The following is a 22808-nucleotide window of genomic DNA, read 5'->3' on the forward strand; positions in this document are numbered from 1 at the left end:
ATGAGCAGTCCCAAACCCATAGTATTGAGCGGTGCCCAGCCCTCAGGCGAGTTGACCATAGGTAACTACATGGGTGCCCTGCGTCAGTGGGTAGCCATGCAGGACAGCCATGATTGCCTCTATTGCGTGGTGGATCTGCATGCCATCACAGTGCGCCAGGATCCCAATGCCTTGCGTGAAGCTTGCCTGGACACATTGGCGCTGTACCTTGCCTGTGGTGTCGATCCCAAGAAGAGCACTGTGTTCATTCAGTCCCAGGTGCCACAGCACACTCAGCTGGGGTGGGTTTTGAACTGTTATACCCAGATGGGCGAGCTGAGTCGCATGACTCAGTTCAAGGACAAGTCGCAAAAGCACGCCAACAATATCAACGTGGGCCTGTTCGGTTATCCTGTGCTGATGGCGGCCGATATCCTGCTGTACCAGGCCAACGAGATCCCTGTCGGTCAGGATCAGAAACAGCATCTGGAATTGACCCGGGATATCGCCACCCGCTTCAACAACGCCTATGGTGACACCTTCACAGTGCCCGAGCCTTTTATCCCTGAGCTGGGTGCCAAGGTGATGTCGCTGCAGGATCCCACCAAGAAGATGTCCAAGTCAGATGACAACCGCAACAATGTCATCGGCCTGCTGGAAGATCCCAAGGCGGTGATGAAGAAGCTGAAAAAGGCGATGACCGACAGCGATGAGCCGCCTGTGGTGCGTTTCGACATAGACAACAAGCCTGGGGTATCCAATCTGCTGAGCCTGATGTCCGGGGTGACAGGCCAGAGCATAGCCGAACTGGAAGCCGAGTTTGAAGGCAAGATGTATGGCCATTTGAAAGTGGCCGCCGGTGAAGCCGTGGTCGGAATGTTGGAGCCACTGCAACAACGCTTCCGTGAGTTCCGCGAAGACAGAGCCTTCCTGGAGTCTGTGATGAAGCAGGGCGCCGAGAAGGCCCAGGCCCGCGCCGAAGTCACAGTGAAGAAAGTTTATGAGAAGATAGGCTTGCTGGTGTAAATCAGCCAATCTTGAGAGCCGACCTACAAGGTCGGCTTTTTTGTGGCTGCGTTCGAGTTACTGCGGTTGCGGCTGGCTTGCCATCAACATCAGCCAATCGGCAAAGGCCGCAATGGCCGGTTCTTTGAGGCGCCGCTCCTTACAGCAAAAAGTGAACTCAAACCCTGTATGCACATCCGGCAGTTCGGCCTCAATCAAACGGCCACTGGCAATATCATCCTCCACCATAAAGTCTGACGCCAGTGCTATGCCTTGACCTGCAATCGCGGCCTCTATGGCCATCAACACATGGCTGAAAATATGCTGCCTGTGATTGGCTGTCAGAGTCACACCGTTGGCCTCGGCCCAACGGTTCCAGTCCAGCCCCAACGGGCCTTCATCTACAGTCAACAGTGGATACTGCTGCAGACTCTGGATAGTTATCTGCCCGGCTCTGGGGGGTAATTGCGGGCTGCAAACCGGAATAAGCCGCTCCTTGTGCAGCACCGTCTGCCAGTAACCCCGTCGTTTGAGGCCACCACTGATAAAGAGATCGGCCACGCTGTCGCTGAGCTCGGGATCTTGAGTCACCATCTCCAGCCTGATCTGCACCTCGGGGTGACGGCGGCGAAAGTCGCTGAGTCTGGGGATCAACCATTTAACTGCAAAAGAGCTGTAAACCGCCAGTTTCAGCTCGCGATTGGGTTCACCGAACAAACGGCCAAGGTCAGCCAGCTCGTTGAATATTCGCTCCAGTTCCCCGTAGAGGATCTCCCCCTTGGGTGACAGTTTGAGGCTGCGCCCCTGACGTTGGAACAGGGACTCGCCAAAGTGTTCCTCCAGTAATCTGACCTGGTGGGACACGGCACTCTGGGTGATGCACAGCTCTTCGGCGGCGCGGGAAAAGTGACTCTGGCGCGCAGCTGCCTCGAATACCTGCAGCGCTCTCAAGGGGGGAAGTTTTCGCATCGGCTATTCTTTCCGGAAATTTAGTATGAATTTAATTCATTTATACGTAAAAAACATCATTTCAGTTTGGTTTTTAACCCGGATATGATGCCGCCGATTGAGAGTCTTTCAGGATAACCAAGATGCAGAGAACCGTTGCTATCGGTTTGATTTTATTGACCGTAGGAAATCTCTTCAGCGCTTTTTATGACGTGTCGGTCAAGTGGTTACCGGATGATGCCAATGCGGCGACTTTCCTGCTGGTGCGCCAGGTGACAGCGGTACTTATGTTGCTGCCCCTGTGGCTCAAGGCCGGTCGCCCGGGGACTTCTCACTTTAAGATCCACCTTTGGCGTGCCAACACAGGAGCTGTTGGTGCGCTCTTTTTGATTATTGGTTTGATGGCGCTGCCCTTGGCGACTGTCAGTTCACTGTTCTATTCGGCGCCCTTGATGATCATGGTGCTGGGTGCCGTATTCCTGAAAGAACAGATCACGCCGTTGCAGTGGGGGATTGCGGCGCTGGGATTTGCCGGTATCTTATTGATCCTCAGGCCCAGCGAGTTGGAGTTGGCCGGCATTGCCGTGCTGGTTTCGGCCTTTACCTTCTCCTTGAACCAGATGAGCCTGCGCAAGCTGCCCAGTACCGAGGCTGCCAGTCTGACTTTGCTCTGTTACAACCTGCTGAGTTTGCCTCTGATCTTGCTGGTGGCGCTGTCGCAACAACTGGCCGGGCTGAGCTGGCAACTGCTTGGAGTGGCGCTGTTATCCAATGCCTTCCTGCTGGCATATAACTGGTTCTGTGTCCTGGCCTATCGCAGGGCCAAGGCCAGTGAAATTGCCGTAGCCGAATACAGCGGGCTTATCTTTATTGTCTTCCTCGGTTGGCTGCTGTTCGATGAGTGGCTGGATACTTTGAGCTGGGTAGGGGCTGCCCTGGTGGTGCTGCCGACTTTGTGCCTGCCCGCCATCGCCAAGTTGATGAAAGCCCGCGAGCTGAAAGCACAAGAGCCGGTGTGACCGGCTCTCGTTCGACTCGATATAAAGGGCGTTAAGGGGTGACGTAGTCGAACACCTTAATAACCTTACGTACTCCAGCGGTATTGCGGGCGATTTCCACTGCCAGATCGGCTTGCTCGCGCTCGACCAGGCCCAGCAGAAAGACTTCGCCATTCTCTGTGATCACCTTGATCTTGGTGACATCCAGATTCTTGTCGTTGAGCATCCGCCCCTTGACCTTGGTGGTGATCCAGGTGTCGTTGCTGCGGGTAGTGAAGGACGTTGGGTTGCCGATACGGATCTGATTGTGGATCTTGCCACCCAGTTGCAGCTCTTTGACCAGCCGAATCGCCTTGTCCCTGAGCATGGAGTTGGGCGCCTGACCTATCATCAACACATTGCCGTTCATGCTGACCCCGGTGATATTGGTCTGATTCTTCAGATCATCTTCCGCTCCCAGTACACTGGAGATACGAAAATCGGCATTGGTGTCATCCAACTGGGTCTTGAGCGAACGCTCATCGTTAACCACCATGGCGCCGCCAACTGCACCCACCATTACGGCTCCGGCACAGCCGGTCAAACTGGTAAGCAGTAGACACAGGGGCAGCAGACGTCTCATTGATGTTCGTCCTGCGGGAACAGGGTGCGGTCAATGTTGTCGCACAGGCAATGGATAACCAGCAGGTGCACTTCCTGAATGCGGGCCGTGACATTGGAGGGGACGCGGATCTCCACATCATTGGTGCTCAGCAATCCGGCCATGGCACCGCCGTCTTTACCCGTGAGCGCTACTATGGTCATATCCCGGCTCAGCGCGGCTTCCATCGCTTTAATGACGTTGCCTGAGTTACCGCTGGTGGAAATGGCCAGCAGTATGTCACCGGGTTGACCCAGTGCCAGTATCTGCTTGGAGAACACTTCGTCGTAGCTGTAGTCGTTGGCGATGGCCGTCAGGGTAGAAGTGTCTGTGGTCAGAGCTATGGCCGGCAGAGGTGGGCGTTCCACTTCGTAGCGGTTCAACAGCTCGGCTGAAAAGTGCTGGGCATCACCGGCGCTGCCGCCGTTACCACAGGCAAGGATCTTATTGCCACCCAACAGACATTGCACCATCATTTCTGCGGCCTTGGCGATAGACTCAGGCAGCGCCTCTGCGGCGTCAATCTTGGTCTGAATCGACTCGGTGAAGCTGTCTTTGATACGTTCTAACATGGATAAGTCCTTCACTATCAAGTGTTGCTATCATGCCATAGGCCAGGGGCTTTGTTCAGGCATTAAAGTGTAAATTTGTTTCGGGTTAAGCGCTTACTAAAAAGCGTCCTGTAGCCATTGCACCTTGCCGGCATCAATGGCCAGTAGATCGAAGCGACAGGGGGCATTGATCCTGTGTTGCTGCAGATACTGGCTGGCGGCTTTGCGAAGCCGGGTTATCTGGGCCTGGCTCAATGACTGCAAAGCACCGCCGAATCGGCTGGGTGAGCGGTATTTTACCTCAACAAACACCCATTGGCTGCCCTGTTTCATCACCAAGTCCAGTTCGCCGAAACTGTAGCGCACATTCTGTTCGACAAAGGTCAGGCCCTGTTGTTCCAGATAGCGGCGAGCCAGACGCTCGCCTTCCTGTCCCAGATCCATAAGCTGGCTTAGAGTGGCCGCAAAACGCCGCGCTGGTATTTGGCCCAGCTGAGCTGGCGATCGATCACGCCATCCGGGCTCACCGTCAGCTGGCCGCTGCGGCCACTGTATTGGTATCCGGGGAAGGCATGCATCTGGGCCAGACGATTGACCAGCTGCAGGGCATCATAGCCCATCACATACAGGCGTTTTTGGGCATTGCCCCAGGTAGGCCACAACTTGTTGACCGCTTCGGTTTCTTCACTGGCCTGCAGCAACCAGGGGATATCACTGATGGTGATATTGTTCAGTTCAATCGCGGTTTGCTTGGCGTTGTCTTCCTGACGGGCGCGGCTACTGGTATACAGCGGCACTTGCTCGGCAAAGACACTGAAGTTGACATCGATAAAGGGTTTCAGCAGCGGTAAGTCCTGAATCCCCGAGATCATATAGATGGCATCGATATCGGTACGGGATCGGAAGTCGGCCTTCACCTTGCTGCCCAGCAGTGCCTTAATGGCCTGGATCCTCGCCTTGCTGTCAGTCACGCCAAGGGCTTCTTCCACGGTTTCGCGCATCTTGTCACCGTTATCATAGAAGTGAACCTCGGCATCACTGTCGGTCAGCTCCATCCAGGTCTGCTTGAAGCTCTGGGCCATACGTTGGCCTACGGCATCATTGCTGGCCAGCAGCAGTGGCACCTGTATGCCATCCTGATACATGCGTCTGGCGGCATCGCTGGCTTCCTGAGTGGGAGACAGGGCGAAGTAGTATTTATTCTGTTGCGGTTGCAGCTTATCTATTTGATTGAGAAACAGTTGCGGCGGGGTATCTGTCTTTGCAGCTTGCTGGGCCGCCATCACCTGTTCCACTTCGTTTTGCAGCAGCGGGCCGATCACAAATTCGGCGCCGCTCTGCAGCGCTTGCTGGTAGGCTTTATCGGCACCTTGGGCCGTGTCGAAGAAGTTGAGGCTGACATTGCTGTCCGGGTCGCTCAGATAACTGGCCAGTATGCCCTGACGCACTGTGTTGGCGACTCCGGCTCTTGGGCCCGAAAGAGGTAGCAGCACGGCAATATTGCTGGGTCTGTATGGCTTGGCACTGAGCGCCAGCTGCAGATCCGAAGGCAACTGCACCGCCGCAGGATGATAAGGATTACGTTTCTGCCAATCACTCAACTGGCGGATCAGGCTTGAGGGATCCACCGCGTAGTGTTTGGCCAGATAAGCCAGCTGCAGCCAGCCGGTAAATACGGCATTGCTCTCTTGAGCGGCAAAGCTCTGCAGGGTTTCTTCCTGCAGCGGCTTGAGCAATTGCCAAATTTCGTCGTTAACCTCGCCGGTCGCCTTCACCGGCAGATACTGACTGAGCTTACTCAGCTCACGCACTTGCTCCACGGGTTGCTGGTTGGCAGCAAACAGTCGGGCACGAGCCTGGTGATAACTGGCCCATTGCCAATCGGCCAGTTGCCAATTGCCGGGGTAATTCAGGGTGCTCAGGGCCTCGGCGTTTTTGCCGGTCAGTTCTTGCAGGCGGGCGCTGAGAAAACGGTGCTCGGCCTGGATTTCATCCACAGGGCTTAGCCCGGCCTGCATTGAACGCAGAATATCTGCCGCGGCATCTGTATCACCTTGCTTGAGGTAAGCATTGGCGGCCAACAGCAGGTAACGCTCGCGGTTTTCCTTGCTGGGCGCCTTGGCGGCAAATGCCAAATACTCGGCCGGGGCTTGCGGGGCACTGACCAGAGAAACGACGGCCAGCTGATCTTTGTCTGCCGATGGCGTGCTGCCACAGCCCCACAGGCTGGCAAGCAAAATCGCAGCAGAAATGTATTTAACTCTATTCAGGCTTTTTAACACAGGGCTTCACTCTGGTAAGATGCTGGCTCTAGTTTAACCTTCTATTGTGCCTGACGAAAGTCTCGGCACTTTCATCTCCGAGGTAGTTATGGACCTGTCGGTCGCGCTGTATATAGTTCCCACTCCCATAGGCAACCTGGGGGACTTGAGCCCCAGGGCTCTGGAAGTACTGAATCGGGTGGCGTTGATCGCCTGTGAAGACACTCGCCACAGCGGTAAATTGCTGAGTCACTTCGGCATAGACACCCGCACGACAGCGCTGCATGACCACAATGAACGTGCCCGGGCGCAGTGGATTGTCGAACGCCTCGGCGAAGGTGAAGCCATAGCGCTGATCAGCGATGCCGGTACGCCGCTGATTTCCGATCCCGGCTATCACCTGGTATCCCATGTGCGCGCCGCCGGTTATCCGGTGATCCCGCTGCCCGGCCCCTGCGCCGCCATTGCCGCGTTGTCGGCATCTGGCTTGCCCTCGGATCGTTTCTCGTTTGAAGGCTTTTTGCCGGCCAAAGACAAAGGGCGCCAGGATAAACTGCTGGCGCTTAGGGAAGACCCGCGCACCCTGATTTTCTATGAGTCTCCCCACAGAATTCTGCCCAGCCTAAAGTCGCTGGTGGAGGTCCTGGGGCCGGATAGGCAGATGGTGATGGCGCGGGAACTGACCAAGACCTTTGAAACCTTCCTCTGCGGCACCACGGCCGAAGTGCTGGCGCAGGTAGAAGCCGATGCCAACCAGCAGCGCGGTGAAATCGTGCTTATGCTGCACGGTTTTGTCAGTGAAGAAGCAGACGAAACGCCCGCCGCGGCGTTGGATACCCTCAAACTACTCTGTGATGAATTACCGCTGAAGAAGGCGGCCGCCATTGCGGCACAGATCCATGGGTTGAAGAAAAATGCTCTTTATAAAAAAGGGCTGGAGCTGGGCTGGTAAGGAAATGCCTTGGTGTGAAGCCCGCTATGGGCTATAATCCGCGCCGAGTTGGCCGGGCAGTCGCTGCGTTCGCAAGAACGGGGAGGAAAGTCCGGGCTCCATAGAGCAGGGTGCCAGATAACGTCTGGGCGGCGTGAGCCGACGACCAGTGCAACAGAGAGTAGACCGCCTGCCTTCGGGCCGGTAAGGGTGAAAGGGTGCGGTAAGAGCGCACCGCGCGGCTGGTAACAGTTCGCGGCACGGTAAACTCCACCCGGAGCAAGATCAAATAGGGTTCCACTATTCTTCGGAATTAATGCGTGGCTCGCGTTGGAACCGGGTAGATTGCTTGAGCCTGTGAGCGATTGCAGGCCTAGAGGAATGACTGCCGCTCCTTCGGGAGAACAGGACCCGGCTTATAGGCCAACTCACCAAATAGAACTAGGCCGCCCGTGTTATCACGGGCGGCCTTTTGCTTTTCTACTCGAGTGGAATGTTCATGGCTTGGGCTTGCTCAGGCTGCCATTGGGCCGGTTCAACCTGCCAGCGCTGCAGTAGCTGGTGCCAGGCTTCTCCCTGCTGCAACTCCAACAACAGCCGATTGAAGCGGGCTATGGTTTGTCGGTCATTATGACGGATATCGAATGCCAGACAGTAGTAAGTCTTGGGTTGGCTGGGTAGATAGTCCAAGCCTTCAATCCCCTGTTTCCCTGCGTACCAGCGACCGACATCCCGGTTGACAAAATAGGCATCAAAACGCTTTCTGGCGAGCATTTTCAGTGGCAATTCATCGCTTTGTGGAAAGGTAACCACCTGCATGGGGGGAACTTGTTGCCGGAGCAATTCCTGATTCAATTTTTGCAGGGCATTGTGGGTATTGGATGGTGAGAACACTGCCACACGCTGATCCGATAGCTGCTGCATCTGCTTCAAACTCAGTGCCTTGAGGCTGAAGAAACCATATTCAGACTGCAACAGGGGGACCGAGAAATAGTATTGTGAGGTGCGATAATCTGCCCAGGCCAGCCCCATGGCACCGGTTTCTCCCGAGTTCATCTGCTGCCTGGCGCGGCGATTAGGCCACAGCTTGAGTTGGCAGCCTTCCTCCCAGCGCTGGCAGGCCAGGCGAGTCATCTCTACCATGATGCCCTTGAGTTCTCCTTCTTCCTGAAAGCTGTATGGCGCAAAATCAAAAAAGGCGATTTTCAACGTGTTTGCCTGTGCCGATATCAGGCACGACAGGCCGAGCAGCACAGAGGAAAGGAGTTTTTTCATGTCAGGTCCAGGTTGCTGTGACCCTTCAAGTTTAGTGCAGAGTTTGCCGCTGGGGTGGCAAAGTCAGCCTAGAAACTCTGCTTCACTTGAAAGCGCCATTCCCAGCCGTCCACTTCCTCGCCCCGGGTAAAGGGCACGCTGAAATCGATATGGGCGACATGACCATAACTGGAGCGGGAAGAGTAGATTCTGGCACCTATGCCGATAGAGCCTATGGGGCCTGAGACTTCGTTGTCATTGGCCATGGCACCACCAAAGGCCTGACCGACATCGATAAAGGCGGCCCAGCCCAACTCTGCCAGCTGGTAGAGGTTGATATTGGGGTAATAGCGGATTTCGCCGGTCAGCAGCCATTGATTGTCACCGTGCTGGTAGTCGTTGGGATAACCGCGAATGCCGGTTTCATCCCCCAGTGCAAAGGGACGGTCGATATAGTTGTTGTTGGAGTTGGACAGCCGCACCTTGGAATAGGCGGTCCACTTGGGGGTGAACTTATAAAAATACTCGGCGGCAACATTCACTTGATAAAAGTCCCGTTGCCGGGTGGCCAGAGTGGCTTCACCGCCAAATGCCAGCAACAGTAGTTCCTTACCCTCAAAATAGCCACGACTGCTGCGCCAGTTGAGGTGATAGCCAAGGTTGTCACTGTCTTTGGTTTCCAGCCCCAATTTAACGCTGTGATGCCAGCCGAGGTTGAAGTCTTCGTTATAGTTGACCAGGTGAATATTGGTCAGCACCCGAAAGTCATCCTGCAGGTACTCCCATTCTACCCAGGGGTAGAGAAAGTCTCTGTCCTGAGGCAAGGGCTGCTGCGGGTATTGAGGCAGGGCGTGAAAGCTGTGCTTATCCTGGGTAACTCCAAGGCGTAATCTTTGCCGACTCTGGTTCTCTTTGGCGAACATAAAGCCCCAGTAGAGGTTGCGATAGCGGATCTCTTCATCGAACTCGTTGATGTCCAGGCCGTTTTGGCGAATGGTGTCGATTCTGTCTTCATCCAGATACTCGGCGCCGTAGGCCCGGGTGTCGTCCAGGGTATAGAAAGGCTTGTCGAAATACAGTTGTTTGGCCTGACCATCGCTGTTGTCATAGAAATTGGCCGCCACAGTGGCATTTTTGATGATGTTCAGCGGCATTTCGAACGCGACTTTGTAGCCGGTTCTGTCCTCGTCGGATTGATACTTCAAACGGGTGCGGATCCCCAGACCCAGAATATTGTCGTCTTTCAACCCGACGGAGAAGCTGTTGTTGCCGCCGCTGCGCCCCAGGCTGATAGTGGGCAGCAGCGACCATTGATCCCAGGTTTCCACCAGCAAGGTTTCACCATCAGGCTGTTGATCGGCACTCGGGTCGGCCTTGACCACAGAGATCCTGGCGTCTCTGAGATAGGCTTCACGCCTAAGAATTCGCTGCGCTTCTTCCAATTGCCTTGGGGTCACTTCCTGCCCCTCCTGGATACTGAGGCGATTGAGGATCACCGACTCCCGGGTATTGATATGCAGGGCGTTGGCCCAATTATGCAGGAAGATGGCGTTGTCGGCAGACTCGTCGAAAATTGGGTTGCTGACCACCACAATTTTGCCAACCCTGAATCGCTCAGGGAGTGGATTTTGGCCTTGGGAAGACGAGGTTGTGCTATCGCCTTTGGTGCCTGTGTCGGCCAAAACGGAGAGGCTGGCAAACAGGGTTGCCAGAAGCAAGACACTGCGGCTTGTTGCCATAGACTGCCTCCTCTCGGTAGTGAATATCGGGCTGATATTCACACTTCAATAACACAACCGAATGGGCGGTTAGTCAAGGCGACCTTCGAAATAAAGTAATGATTTAGCTTGTAATAAACTATCTTTTTCCGGCGCTAAATGCCCACGGCAGCAGCGTTTAGAGGGTGTTTCTCGGCGGCACCACCACGTTGGAGAAGATAAGCCCGGCGATCAGTGACATAAATATCAGAAAGATCTGCGACCCCAGATGCGACTGGTTCAACATGGTTTCACCCGAGATCAGCACATTGAGGCCGATATAGGTCTTGGAGCCAGGCACCAGGATGACTATCCCCTGTAGCAGGGCGATGGAGGCCGGTGCCTTCATCCAGCGGGCAAACAGGTTGGCGTAAATACCCACGGCCAGGGCGCCGAAGAAGATCCCCAGAGAATCCCCCAAATAGAGGCCGCCGAACATGGCGGAGAAGAAGGCCACAATACCGGCCAGTACGCCCCAGGGGGCGTCTTTGAGTCTGGCCTTGAAGATGAACACCAGCGCCATGGAGAGGATGGGCACCGCCGACCAGATGGCCCAGCGAGGCAACGGCATGGGCTCAATATAGAGGGATTCGCCGAACAGGGCATTGCCTATTGCCACGCCGAGTACGGCGCCGAAGTAGAGTTTGAATAGCAGCATTACCGCATCCATGATCCTCATGGTGCCTGACATGAGATCCCTTGCCGCCAGTTCGGCCAGGCCCAGGGTCAGCGCCAGGCCGGGAATAAAGACGATGATCCCCGACAGTACCACCACGGGGATATTCAGCCCGGCATCCAGTTGCGCCAGGCCACAGGCGGCGAAACCGGCCAGCATGGCGGCCAAAGGCTCCAGCAGTTCGGCCATTCGTCGCGAGCGTTCGGCGCTGAATACCAAGCCATAGACCAGCATGCCTATCAAGGCCGACCAGAATACATCATTCCAGCTACTGCCCATCAGCATGGCAAAGGCTGCGGCCGAGGTGCCAAAGGCGCCCAGGGTTAACATAGGGCCGTAGGGATTGGGCTTGTTGGCTATCTCATCCAGCCGTTCCAGCGCTTCACTCAGGCTGCGTTGCCCCAGGCTCAGTTCCTGTACTAAGGCGTCGGTACGGGCCAGCGACCCCAGATCCAGCTCGCCGGGTTTGACCCTGGCAACATGATTGTATTCCTGATCTGTGTCGTGCTGCAGCACAAAGGTCATCGAAGTGGGCGAGATCAGAAAATAGCCTTCGATGCCGAGCGTCTTGGCCACTGTCTGCAAGTGGGTTTCGAGCCGATAAGCCGGGGTGCCGAACTTATGCAGAGCCTTACCCAACTTGATGATAAAACGGCGCTTTTCAATGAATTCTTGATTATCCACTCGGTTTCCCACTGTGCCCTTGGTTGGATGGACGGTTTTTTGCCCGCGCGGATTCTACAGTAAGGGGGCAGAATCCGGTTAATGACATTTTAAAAATTATTTCCTTTATGTGAGCTTAAGTGCAAGCTTGTTGCGTTAAGGTTGATTGGCTGCGCTTGGACAGCGTCGCATCAGCCAAGGCTGAACAGAGAATTTCAAAAGGAGATAAAAGAACTTATGTCATTGTTTATATCGGGTTTTTATGCCTCATTGACGGGGATTTTGGTCTTGGCTTTGGCTTACCGGGTGGTGCGGTTGCGCCGTGCTTACAAGATAGGCCTGGGCGATGGCGGTAACGATGCACTGCATTTGGCCAACCGGGTACACGGTAACCTGCTGGAAAATGCCCCGATAGCCTTGCTGCTTTTGGTGCTGGCCGAGGCCAACGGCATGGCCGGCGTTTGGTTACATCTACTGGGGACGATTTGGCTGGTGGCCAGATTGCTGCATGCCATAGGTCTGACCCAAGGCAAGGGCGGTTACCACCCGGGCCGTTTCCTCGGCACCTTGTTCACCTGGATAAGCATACTCGTGCTGGCGCTGTTTAACCTATGGCAGTATGTGGGGCGCTTATTGCTCTGAGCCCGAGATAAGCCACAATCCTAGTAGGGCCTTGGCTTGCAGGCACAAACAAGGGGCACAAATAGTCGGCAATTGGTGAAAAATTAGTCACACTTAACCAGGTTAGCCTGTTATACTCCGCGGCCCTGAGGCAGCGTGGCTGCCGTGTGTCGAATCCTCTGATGGTCAGTCTCAAATGCAAGTCGAATCCAGCTTATTTCAGTATCCCAAGTATTGGGCCGAGTGTTACGGCACGGCTCCCTTTCTGCCCATGTCCCGCAAGGAGATGGAACAACTGGGATGGGACAGCTGTGATGTGATCCTGGTGACAGGTGATGCCTATGTGGATCACCCCAGTTTTGGCATGGCGGTGATAGGCCGTTTGCTGGAAGCGCAGGGATTCAGAGTGGGGATCATCTCGCAGCCGGATTGGTCCAGCAAAGAGGCCTTTATGAGCCTGGGTAAACCGAATCTGTTTTTCGGGGTCACTGCAGGCAATATGGATTCGATGATCAACCGTTATACGGCCGATCGTAAACTGCGCCACGACGATGCCTATACCCCGGGCAATGAAGGCGGCAAGCGCCCGGATCGCGCCGTGACTGTTTATACCCAGCGCTGTAAGGAAGCCTTTAAAGAGGTGCCCGTGGTCATAGGCGGTATCGAGGCCAGCCTGCGGCGGATTGCCCACTATGACTATTGGTCCGACAAAGTGCGCCGCAGTGTGATTTTTGATGCCAAGGCCGACATCCTGATCTACGGTAATGCCGAGCGGCCGCTGGTGGAAGTGGCGCACCGTCTCGCCAAGGGTGAAACCATGGCGCAGATGCAGAATATCCGCGGCACAGCGGTTATCCGAAAAGAGCCACTGCCAGAATGGCGCGGCATGGACTCGCGCAAGATAGATCAGTTGCACAAAATTGACCCTATCCCCAATCCCTATGGCGCCGATGATGTCGGCTGCCAGAACTTGTCCGGGCCATCCGACAAGAAGATCTTCGACAACGACGCTCCCAAGCCCATCAGTGTGCAGCCACCCAAGCCAAGGCCCTGGGAGCAGACCTATGTGTTGCTGCCGGCCTTCGAGCGGGTGAGTGAAGACAGATACCTGTACGCCCATGCATCGAGGATTTTGCATCAGGAGCAAAACCCAGGTTGTGCCAGAGCCCTGTTCCAGCCCCACGGCGATCGTGGTGTTTGGGTCAACCCACCGGCTTGGCCGCTCAACACAGATGAGATGGATGCGGTATTCGACTTGCCTTACGCCAGGGTGCCACACCCGGTTTACGGCAAGGCCAAGATCCCGGCCTACGACATGATCAAGACCTCGATCAATATCATGCGAGGCTGTTTCGGTGGCTGCTCATTTTGTTCGATAACCGAGCATGAAGGGCGCATTATCCAGAGCCGCTCGAAAGAATCAATTATCAAAGAAATTAAAGATATACAGCAGAAAGTGCCTGGATTTACCGGGGTGATTTCCGATCTCGGCGGCCCAACGGCCAACATGTATCGTCTCGGCTGCAAGAGCGAAAAGGCCGAAAAAACCTGTCGGCGCTTATCCTGTGTCTTTCCCGGCATCTGTGGCCATTTGGACACAGATCATCAGCACACCATAGATCTTTACCGCGCCGCCCGGGATGTTCCCGGGATCAAGAAGGTGCTGATCGCCTCCGGCGTGCGTTATGACCTGGCGATTGAAGATCCGCGTTACGTTAAAGAGCTGGCCAAGCACCATGTGGGCGGCTATCTCAAGATAGCGCCGGAACATACCGAAGAGGGGCCTTTATCCAAGATGATGAAGCCAGGTATGGGCACCTACGACAAGTTCAAGGAGCTGTTCGACCAATACTCGGCCGAAGCGGGTAAGCAGCAGTATCTGATCCCCTATTTTATTTCGGCTCACCCGGGCACCACGGACGAGGACATGCTCAACCTGGCGCTGTGGCTCAAGGAGCGTAAGTTCAAGCTGGATCAGGTGCAGAACTTCTACCCATCGCCTATGGCCAATGCCACAACCATCTACCACACAGAGCTGAACTCGTTGAAAAACGTCAAACACAGCAGCGAAGAGGTGCCGGTGGCCAAGAAGGGGCGCCAGCGGCGACTGCACAAGGCCTTGCTGCGCTATCACGACAGCGCAGGTTGGCCGCTGATCCGCGAGGCGCTTATCGCCATGGGGAAACAGCATCTTATCGGCACTGGGCCACAGCATCTGGTGCCCCCGGAAGGCCGCGCCGAAGCCTGGGCCGGTAAGCATAACCGCAAGGGGGCAGACAAGGGCCGCCAGGGACTCACCCGTTTCAGCGACAATCAGTTTGCAGAGCGCAGCGGCAAAGCCGCCAAGGGTAAGTCCACTGAAGGGGCCAAAGGCGGTAACAAGGCCGGAAAAGGCAAGGGCGGCGACCACACAACAACAGGCAAAGTGGCAACAGCTAAAGGCTCCAAGCCCGGCAGTGGCAAAGCCAGACCCGGAGCCAGGCCTGTCTTTGGCCATGCTCTGAGCCATACTCAGGGTAAAAGTCAGGGTAAAAGCCAGGGCCAGAGTAAGAAATCAAAGTAAAAACCCAAGAGGATAGAGGGCGCTAGCAAGCCTTTGCTCTAAACAAGGGCTGCGTAGGCTAACAGCCCAGCAGACGCCGGAATTCCAGTGACAGATCTTCGCCGAGTTGTTGCGCCGTCGCTTGGCGGTCCTTGATGCCGTTATGCATGGCGTTGTCTACCGCGCCATGCATGCCGTGATAGAGGATGATGGCGCTCAGCTCTGGCCTTTCCAACTGCCAGGCGCCATGGCGCTTGCCGCTTAGCAAAAGCTCAATAATCTGCGCCAACACCCGATCCCGCTCGCTGTTGCCGTGACCGTGGTAATAGTTGTCATGGAAGAGCAGGTCGTGCAGCTCTATACCGGCCAGGTAGGCGTTGACACTGGCCCGGCACCAAACATCCAGTCGTGTCGGCCAGTCATCGCTATCGCAGGCATCCATTGCCAGTTGCACCTGCTCGACAAAATGCCGGCTAAAGCGTTGCCGCAGAGCCGAGAGTATCTCCGGCTTGGCATTGAAGTAGTGGTAAAAAGTCCCCTTGGCGACCTTGGCCTCGCGCACTATGTCGCTGACTGTAGTGGCTTCAAACCCCTTCTCAATAAATAACTTCTGGGCCGCATCCATGAGTTCATCGAGACGAACCTCGGCCGGTTTAGTGCGTGGAGCCCCCGGGGTGCTGTTATTTGTCATTAGCCATACCACTCAATATAAGAAGTTTGATCTGCCAGGAAACTGCGTCGGCCAGGATAATGTTTTTCTTGGCCGATTGGCCGCCAAATTCTTTCATACTCGCCGAGTGAATCAAGCCCCTGTGCATTATGACCGCCTTGTCAGAATCGGCATTCATCCTACCTAAAGTGATGATCCAAGGCCAGATGCCGGCCATCCAGTGATTGTAAATGCCATTGACCGACGGTCGGTCGAAACCTATATTGAGAATTGTTCTCAATAACAACTGAGCTTCAAGGAGGAACAGCATGTCTTCTCTGCGTCAGGTCGCTCTGCTTGCGGCCATCTGTCTGGGCACTTTTATGGCGACTCTGGATATCAGCATAGTCAATGTCGCCTTGCCGACTATGAAACAGGAGTTGGCAATCAGCATGGCGGATTCCCAATGGGTGGTGAACGCCTATGCCCTGTGTTTATCGGCTTTAATTCTTTCTTCCGGGCCGCTGGGGGACCGTTTTGGCCGCAAGTTGTTGTGGCTCTGCGGGGGCGTGCTGTTCACTCTGGGTTCAATCGCCTGCGCCATGGCAGACTCTCTGTGGCTGTTACTTCTGGGAAGGGTGATTCAAGGGATTGCCGGTGCCGCCGTTATCCCGGGAGCCCTGTCTCTGTTGACCCACGCCTTTTCTGACGTTGGCGCCCGCACCCGCGCGATAGGCATCTGGTCATCGGTCAGCGCCCTGTCACTGATACTGGGGCCGATAGTCGGCGGTTTGCTGGTGCAGCATGTGGGTTGGCAGAGCATTTTCTGGATCAATGTCCCCATAGGCATAATCGCATTACTGCTGGGGGCTTGGGGGCTGGACGAGAGTGCCGACCCGGAACAGGCGGCACTGGATTTTGCCGGGCAGTTGCTCAGCATACTCTTCCTTGGGGGACTGACCTATGGCCTTATCGGCTTGGGTGAGCATGATTGGTTGAGTTATCACACCTTGGTGCCGCTGCTGTTGGCCGCCATTTTGTTTGCGGTCTTTATCCGGGTTGAACTTAAGGCGCCGCGGCCACTGCTGCCGCTGAAGTTGTTTCGGCAGCGGGACTTTGGTTGCTATAACTCGGCTTCCTTTGTGTTGGGCTTTTCTGCCTACAGCAGCGTGTTTTTTATGTCGCTGTTTTTTCAGGAAGCGCAGCGTTGGGATGCCGCCGAGGCCGGTTGGCGGATGGCGCCCGAGTTTATCGCCATGGCTGTGGCGGCCATGGGGTTTGGCCGCCTGGCGGCGAACTTTGGAGTCAGGCGACTGATGAGTCTGGGGTATGGATTGATGGCTTTGGCGCTCATGTTGCTGTCAAACCTGCAAGCGGAAACGGCTTATTCTCTGACGGCGGGCTATCTTGCCCTGCTTGGTTTGGGAATGGGGCTGGCGGTACCGGCAACCAGTGAGCTGGTGATGGCCAGTGTCGGGGCCCAGCGCTCGGGCATGGCTTCGGCCACCATGAATGCCGTGAGGCAGACGGGTATGACCTTGGGGATCGCCCTCTTGGGCACCTTGATGAGCCGGGTCATCTACACGGCCAAAGAGACTGAAAGTGGGGGACAGTTTGAACCGAGTGGGGTAGCGGCGATAAATCATCAGGCGGTTGCCGCCGGCTTTGGGGTCGCCATGTTTTGGGCCGGCGTGCTTTGTTTGGGGATGACCTTATGGTTACTGCTGCTGCGTCATCCCCGTTTGGGTTCGCTTGCGGCCGCCAAAACCGCTTCTGATGATTGTTAACTATGAGGTTCCCGAGTCAGCTTACTGCGAATGCGCTCGATACAGGCACCGGGATTCTTCAACCAGAGTCCATAGCTGATGGGCAACATGGGCACCTTGGCCCGCTGCAGTATCTTGTATGTGTCCAGTTCAAAGAAGTCCATCCAGGGGCCGGGAAAGCCGATGAGATCCAGCGCCAGATACTCGCCCTGCCAGCGGCAGAGGATATCCACCTCTGTGCCGGCTATCTCATAGCCCGGCCAGGTTTCGATATTGTGCCCGGCCAAGGCGTCACAAAGCTGGCGCTGAAATTGATCCAACTGGTCATTTTGCCTGTGCCGAGCATTGAATTGACGGCTGGATTCCAGATAGAGGCGCAGCAGTGAGTTGCTCGGCAGCTCTTGGGCCGCCACCGAAACAAACAGGTGCTGTTGTTCCCTGGCGCGGGTAATGGCTACATTGAACACATCTTCGCGGTTGAGATATACCGCGGCTCTCTTGCTATGTGGGTCAACGGCGAAGGAGAGATACATAATGTCGCGCTCCTCTCCCTGAAAACCAAAGGGGGTGTCGGCCCGCAAGCGATACTTTTCCAGCTCGGTGGCGGAAAACTGTTTGAACAAAGCATCGGCCAGCGCATCGGCCTGAGCTCTAAAAGGCGATAACACTCCCAGCGACTTGGTCATTCCCGCTTGTTCGCAGCTGTCTATCTGCTGCCTTATCAGGTTGCACAGTGCACTGATTTCAGCCTGGTTGACTCCCTGTTCACTGCGCTCGCCCATCACTGAGTGCAGATGCAGATGGCCGCTGCTGGTACAGGGTCTGTGCTGCATTATCCGCAACCGCTGCTGATAAAACTGCGAGTTGCTGAAGCTGATAAGCTCGGGAGCGCTGCGAAAGTGCTCATCGAGAAAGGCGACCTGCTGCTGGGAGGCTATCTGCTCGGCCACCAGATCCAAAATCGATTTATCGCGATAGCTGCAGATGCCGGATTGCGCAGTGGATACGCCATGCAGTTGTTGCAACGCCTGCTCTTTGCTGCGGGACAGGAAAGAGATATGCCTGAGCTGCTTGCCATCGCCGACGACCAGTGCCCGTTTGGCCCGAAACAGCGCCGGTAAGGCGCTGGTGATATTGCTCTGGCTGGCTTCATCGAAGATAACCAGATCGAATAGCTCCCGCTGCAGCGGCAATACCTTGTGAAGGGTGTTGAGGCTCACCAGCCAGATGGGAAACGCCTGCTGCAACACCTGGTAATCCAAGGTATCGAACAGTGCAAACTGTCGCTGTGAGGTGCGGGAACGAATCGCTTGATTGAAAGTTTGCAGCTGTTGCCTGTGGTTGTTCAGCAAGCCGGCGACCCGGCTGGCTTTGACATTTTGCAGCAACTTGGCCGCCAACGCCTCTTTGGTTGTCAGACTATCGTTCAACTCATCCAGGGTGTCCCAATGTTGGCTCAGGTTTTCGATGCTGTGGCCAAACAGAGCAAGATAGAGCTGCAATAACCAGCGCCGCTGTGAGCGTTCCAGTTTGTGCAGCCTTTGACCGCGGCGAATGGCGCGGCGTAAAAATCGCAGCAGCCGGCGTTCTGAGTTGTCCAGTTGCCGGTTCAATAAATTGAGCTGGCTTTCCAACTGTCGCGGGGGTGTGTGCTCAAGTGAATGATAGCCGTCCAGCAGATTGCTGAGATAATCCTTGAGCTGTTTCAGGAAGGCCTTTTGTCCCGCCCGCAGGCTGATGTCCTTGAGCCCGAACTGACTCTCAAGCTTGTCGTTAATGACATCGAGCGCATGTTCGTTGTTGGCGACGATCAGCACAGACTCGCCCCGGGCCATATGTTCGGTCGCGACGGCGGCTATGGTATAACTCTTGCCGGTTCCCGGCGGCCCGACAACGCAGCCAAGACTGTGGCCGGCGCCTATCTCCAGCACTTGCTGCTGTGCCCGGGACAAGAGGCAGGGCAGGTACTGGCTTTTGAGGCGGCGCTTGGCTTCGGTCTTGGGTGGCAGTTGTGTTCCCATCAGATTCTGCAGCGGCGCCGAGAGTTCGGCCGCATTCATCATGGCAGAGATCTCATGCAGTATGCCGCGACTGGCGCTGGGGCGTTTCAGAAACACCAGTGCCGATGCCGGCACCAGAGTTAACTTACGCTTGCGGGTCAGGCGGGCGAGGCTGTCATAGCCTGTCAGTTTGGGGAATCCCAGCAGCCCCAGGGTATCTATGTTCTGGTGGCTCTGGCTCAACAGCGAGGTCCAGCTGTCGGGGCGCTCGGGAGCGAAGATGGCATCAAAGCCGGCTTCCATAGTGTCTTCCGGCAACAACAGCCGCAGCAAGGGCTCGTTAATCTGCAGGGCCCCCTCTTTGAGGGAAACATAGAAGCTGCCGTCATCCTCTTCCAACTGGGCTTCTTTAAAAACCAGAGGGCTGAGTACAGTGCGGGTCTGCCCCTCTTCCTTTAGCTGGCCGACCACGAAATGGGAAACATAGAGCAGTTGGCGCTCGCGCTGGTACATGGCGATTCTGGGTAGGAGCTGCGCCCCGGCTTCATGGGCGATTGGCTGTCTTGGCAGGAAGCCTGAAAGCAGCGAATCCTCGCCCTCAATAAACAACCTGTCTTCCTGGTTTAGTTTGCCAAGGTGCCACAGATTAAGGTCGACACAATCTTCCTTATAGCAATCCTGGTAGTAAGCGAGTAATGGTTTGGCGGGCATGACCTTGGCTACTTTTTTACGTTGGCGCGACTGCATCCACTGAAGCCGCGGGATGGCAAGTATCCTAACGGTTTAGGCGTAAGCTTTCCAGAAATGCGCCTTGATGCCGGTTGTTTTGAGTGGAGCCTGGGGGCATATCTCCCGCCAATCTTTTCGGTTTCAAGTAAAAAAAACCACCCTGGAAGGAAGTGGGGTCAGGGTGGCCGAGCGTGCCTGGCAAAAAGGGTACTGCCAGCAATGGAGCGGGAGTGTGCCGCTATAGAAGTTCAGTTAAAAGAAGTAGTTGATCCCCACTGCGAAGTTATTGTCCTGGGCGGCATCTTCGGCCGGGTCATCCATGTCGCTGAAGTCCAGCTTGGCCTCAAAGAACATCACAGTGTCTCTGCTGTATCTATAGTGCAGACCCACCATGGCAAACTGGCGACGCCAGTTCCCTTGAATGGCGCTATGCTGATCTGTATCCAGATCCAGGTAGCTCAGCATGGCAATGGGCACAAAGCCGTTGTCGTATTGGTAGGCCACCATCAGCTCGGCGCCGGTGGCGTCGTACAGTTCACCGCCAACCAGTTCGTTGTTGTCACTCTTGTGGGCGTTGAAACCCACATACAAACCGCTGGCTTCACGGTTGGGTGCATAGTGATAATAGTCGCCATACATGGCACCTATGCCTACTATCTGGTTGGTCACCTTGAGTTCGGTACCTTCCAGGTGGCCATCGATATCACCACGGTTGAAGCCGGCCAGCAGTTTGAACTTGTCAGTGACGCTGTAGGTCAGGCTGGCACCGTAGCTGGAATCAAAGTCCAGTTCAGAGTTGGCCAGTGGTTCGCCGTTGCTGTCTTGTACCGAGACCTCACCATCTTGCTTGGCGGCGTATTGCAGTGCCAGATGCAGTGGGCCAAAGTCATTGCGGTATTGGAATGCGGCATCGGCGCGTCCGGTACCCGTTAGGCCACCATCGCCGAAGGTGTAAGCGCCGACGGCATAACCGGCCACGACATTGGGTAAGTCTGTGGTACCGGCCACGTCATAATAGGCACCCCACTGCTTCCCGAAAGTCAGGCTACCCCAGGTATCGTGGGACAGACCGACATAACCCAGGCGGTTGTTAAGGAAGTCATCGGTTTTCTCTGCGGCGAGTCTGCCGCCCTGTAGCACCAGATTGTCATCACTGGTGACCATGTTGATGCCCCATTCGGTGACCGCATAGGCGGTCCAGCCGTTGCGCTCTTTACGCTCGAAGCTCAAACGTATCCTTGATGTGTCGTCAATTACCGAGGTCTCGTGGCCATCATTGTAGGCGGCGAAACCCAGCCAGCCGCTGATGCCAAAGCTATTGGTATCATCGTTGTACAGATCGATTGCCTGGGCTGAGCCACAGAGCAGCAGCGCAGGGATTGCCAGCGCCAGTATTGTCTTGTTCATAGTCCACCTCATCCAATATTGTTATTGATTTAACTTTTAGGTGGGCGCGCACGCAGGGGAGTGCACACCCGTAAGCCTTAAGCGTGTTTCAATTTTTGCTTGTCGTTTTTGTTGGAAATAATGCCGAACAGGGTCCAACCGAAGAAGGTTGCGATAGAACCCAGCATCACGGCGGTTTCCCCTGAGCTATAGAGGGCATAGAAGCTGTACAGGGCGCCAATCACGGCCATAAAGTTGGCAATTCGGGCCTGTTTTACAGGGATATTCAATTGCTTTTGCATCACACCCAGAGCAGCCATGGAAAGGATGTATGGGATGATGTTGGTGACCACGGCCAGGTTAACCAGTGCCTCAAACTGTTTGCTCAGCGATGGGCTGATGGTCATCAGTGACAGTACCGTTTGTACCGAAACGATGATCAGCATGCCGACAACCGGGGCGTCTTTCTTGGTCACCTTGGAGAAGGCTTTAGGGAAGAAACCTTCATCGGCAGATGACTTGAACACCTGGGCGATGGTGAACTGCCAACCCAGCAGGGAACCGGTACAAGAGATGATGGCGCAGGCCATGACGATAGAACCGATAGTGGGGTTGAACATTTGCGCAAAGGCCAGACCGAAAGGTGCGTTGGACAGCGCCAGCTCACCGTTGGGCACAATACCGGCGATCACGTTGGTAGAGATGATGTAGATAACCGCTGCACCTATGGTGCCGCCCATTACCGCGATAGGCACGTTTTTCTCTGGGTTCTCTACTGCTTCAGAGTTGGCACAGGCAGATTCCAATCCCAGGAAGGCCCACAGTGTCATGGCGATTGAGCCACCCAGAGCCTTGAAGAATGGCATGTCGTGGGGGTTCCAGGCCGCTTTGTACAGGTCAAAGTCGAACCAGAACCAACCTATGAGGGACACCCCGATAACCGGAATGATAATCCCCCACACGGTAACACTGGATACCTGACCTGTGATGCGGGCACCACCGAAGTTGGCCACAGTGGCCAGCCAGAGCACACCTATGGTGGCCAGACAGATAGCGATGGGGCTGAGTTCGACACCGAACAGCACGGCACCATAGCCCACGGCGGAAATCGCGATGGCCACGTTGGCGATCAACAGAGATACCGCATAGGTATAGTTGGCCATAAAGTTGCCACTGCGACCGAAGGCATATTCGGCATAACCGCCCATACCACCGGATTTTTTGCTGAACATACCGCACTTGGCAAAGGCGTAGGCCAATGCCGTTGAACCCGCCGCCGTCACCAACCAGGACAGAATTGAAATCGTTCCCACCTGAGCCAGCTGGGTTGGCAGCATAATGATACCTGAGCCCATCATGTTCACTATGGTGAGTATGGTTAGCTGAACCACGCCAATTTTATTATTTGCTTTGCTCATAATTATTTACCTAAGTCATGTTGCCAGGTGGCGG

Annotated in this window: 19 protein-coding genes and 1 other RNA gene; 7 read left to right on the forward strand and 13 right to left on the reverse strand. The window is 55.4% G+C overall.

Annotated elements, in window-relative coordinates:
- Positions 1-1005, forward strand: a complete 1005-nt coding sequence (gene trpS / locus ACF8D4_RS06410; RefSeq protein ID WP_025011602.1) for a tryptophan--tRNA ligase — start codon at positions 1-3, stop codon at positions 1003-1005.
- A gap of 57 nt (positions 1006-1062) precedes the next feature.
- Here the strand turns inward: trpS and ACF8D4_RS06415 are convergent, their stop codons facing one another.
- Positions 1063-1953 (reverse strand): LysR substrate-binding domain-containing protein, encoded by an 891-nt coding sequence (locus ACF8D4_RS06415; protein ID WP_028780984.1) that lies wholly within the window; start codon positions 1951-1953, stop codon positions 1063-1065.
- 122 nt (positions 1954-2075) lie between these two features.
- Here ACF8D4_RS06415 and ACF8D4_RS06420 point away from each other — a divergent pair, with 122 nt between their 5' ends.
- Positions 2076-2951, forward strand: a complete 876-nt coding sequence (locus ACF8D4_RS06420; RefSeq protein WP_025011604.1) for a DMT family transporter — start codon at positions 2076-2078, stop codon at positions 2949-2951.
- Positions 2952-2982: 31 nt separating this feature from the next.
- On the opposite strand, the gene ACF8D4_RS06425 is transcribed toward ACF8D4_RS06420, so the two are convergent.
- From ACF8D4_RS06425 to ACF8D4_RS06440, 4 genes are all read right to left on the reverse strand, one after another.
- Complete coding sequence (locus ACF8D4_RS06425) at positions 2983-3552, reverse strand: BON domain-containing protein (RefSeq protein ID WP_025011605.1); 570 nt, start codon at positions 3550-3552, stop codon at positions 2983-2985.
- Positions 3549-4142, reverse strand: a complete 594-nt coding sequence (locus tag ACF8D4_RS06430; protein ID WP_028780981.1) for a phosphoheptose isomerase — start codon at positions 4140-4142, stop codon at positions 3549-3551. Before ACF8D4_RS06430 ends, ACF8D4_RS06425 begins: the two co-directional genes overlap by 4 nt.
- A 96-nt stretch (positions 4143-4238) precedes the next feature.
- On the reverse strand, positions 4239-4565 hold the full coding sequence (locus tag ACF8D4_RS06435; protein ID WP_025889313.1) for a YraN family protein: 327 nt from the start codon (positions 4563-4565) through the stop codon (positions 4239-4241).
- 8 nt (positions 4566-4573) lie between these two features.
- Positions 4574-6403, reverse strand: a complete 1830-nt coding sequence (locus tag ACF8D4_RS06440; RefSeq protein ID WP_301561084.1) for a penicillin-binding protein activator — start codon at positions 6401-6403, stop codon at positions 4574-4576.
- Positions 6404-6491: 88 nt separating this feature from the next.
- Here ACF8D4_RS06440 and rsmI point away from each other — a divergent pair, with 88 nt between their 5' ends.
- Positions 6492-7334: a 16S rRNA (cytidine(1402)-2'-O)-methyltransferase gene (gene rsmI / locus ACF8D4_RS06445; protein WP_039035999.1), complete on the forward strand. Its 843-nt coding sequence runs from the start codon at positions 6492-6494 to the stop codon at positions 7332-7334.
- Positions 7335-7378: 44 nt separating this feature from the next.
- Positions 7379-7748: RNase P RNA component class A (gene rnpB, locus ACF8D4_RS06450), an RNA gene on the forward strand.
- Positions 7749-7793: 45 nt separating this feature from the next.
- Here rnpB and ACF8D4_RS06455 read toward each other — a convergent pair.
- The 3 genes from ACF8D4_RS06455 to ACF8D4_RS06465 form a co-directional block, all read right to left on the reverse strand.
- Positions 7794-8588, reverse strand: coding sequence for an ABC transporter substrate-binding protein (locus ACF8D4_RS06455; protein WP_062793762.1), 795 nt, complete (start codon positions 8586-8588; stop codon positions 7794-7796).
- Between the two features lie 68 nt (positions 8589-8656).
- Positions 8657-10306, reverse strand: coding sequence for a ShlB/FhaC/HecB family hemolysin secretion/activation protein (locus ACF8D4_RS06460; protein WP_243757281.1), 1650 nt, complete (start codon positions 10304-10306; stop codon positions 8657-8659).
- A 157-nt stretch (positions 10307-10463) separates the two neighbouring features.
- On the reverse strand, positions 10464-11684 hold the full coding sequence (locus ACF8D4_RS06465) for a threonine/serine exporter ThrE family protein (RefSeq protein ID WP_025889321.1): 1221 nt from the start codon (positions 11682-11684) through the stop codon (positions 10464-10466).
- A gap of 216 nt (positions 11685-11900) precedes the next feature.
- Between ACF8D4_RS06465 and ACF8D4_RS06470 the strand changes: the two genes are divergently transcribed.
- Together ACF8D4_RS06470 and ACF8D4_RS06475 are read left to right on the forward strand one after the other, a co-directional pair.
- The gene (locus ACF8D4_RS06470) at positions 11901-12305 is read left to right on the forward strand and encodes an MAPEG family protein (RefSeq protein WP_190534261.1); all 405 of its coding nucleotides are present in this window, start codon (positions 11901-11903) and stop codon (positions 12303-12305) included.
- Between the two features lie 175 nt (positions 12306-12480).
- Positions 12481-14847, forward strand: coding sequence for a YgiQ family radical SAM protein (locus ACF8D4_RS06475; RefSeq protein ID WP_301561085.1), 2367 nt, complete (start codon positions 12481-12483; stop codon positions 14845-14847).
- A gap of 58 nt (positions 14848-14905) precedes the next feature.
- On the opposite strand, the gene ACF8D4_RS06480 is transcribed toward ACF8D4_RS06475, so the two are convergent.
- On the reverse strand, positions 14906-15517 hold the full coding sequence (locus ACF8D4_RS06480; protein WP_208137810.1) for a TetR/AcrR family transcriptional regulator: 612 nt from the start codon (positions 15515-15517) through the stop codon (positions 14906-14908).
- Positions 15507-15806, reverse strand: coding sequence for a hypothetical protein (locus ACF8D4_RS06485; RefSeq protein ID WP_301561086.1), 300 nt, complete (start codon positions 15804-15806; stop codon positions 15507-15509). The genes ACF8D4_RS06480 and ACF8D4_RS06485 overlap by 11 nt, the downstream gene beginning before the upstream one ends.
- Here ACF8D4_RS06485 and ACF8D4_RS06490 point away from each other — a divergent pair.
- On the forward strand, positions 15805-17262 hold the full coding sequence (locus tag ACF8D4_RS06490) for an MFS transporter (protein WP_301561087.1): 1458 nt from the start codon (positions 15805-15807) through the stop codon (positions 17260-17262). The genes ACF8D4_RS06485 and ACF8D4_RS06490 overlap by 2 nt on opposite strands.
- Here the strand turns inward: ACF8D4_RS06490 and ACF8D4_RS06495 are convergent.
- The 3 genes from ACF8D4_RS06495 to potE form a co-directional block, all read right to left on the reverse strand.
- Entirely contained in the window at positions 17259-19988 is a 2730-nt protein-coding gene (locus ACF8D4_RS06495) for a DEAD/DEAH box helicase (RefSeq protein WP_392468546.1), read from the reverse strand. The genes ACF8D4_RS06490 and ACF8D4_RS06495 overlap by 4 nt on opposite strands.
- Positions 19989-20222: 234 nt before the next feature.
- Positions 20223-21377, reverse strand: a complete 1155-nt coding sequence (locus ACF8D4_RS06500; protein WP_044733493.1) for a porin — start codon at positions 21375-21377, stop codon at positions 20223-20225.
- Between the two features lie 77 nt (positions 21378-21454).
- Complete coding sequence (gene potE, locus ACF8D4_RS06505; protein ID WP_028780970.1) at positions 21455-22774, reverse strand: putrescine-ornithine antiporter; 1320 nt, start codon at positions 22772-22774, stop codon at positions 21455-21457.
- Positions 22775-22808 lie beyond the last annotated feature (34 nt).

This window comes from Shewanella sp. YQ_9, assembly GCF_043103185.1.
In the GTDB taxonomy this organism is placed as follows: Bacteria; Pseudomonadota; Gammaproteobacteria; order Enterobacterales; family Shewanellaceae; genus Shewanella; species Shewanella algae.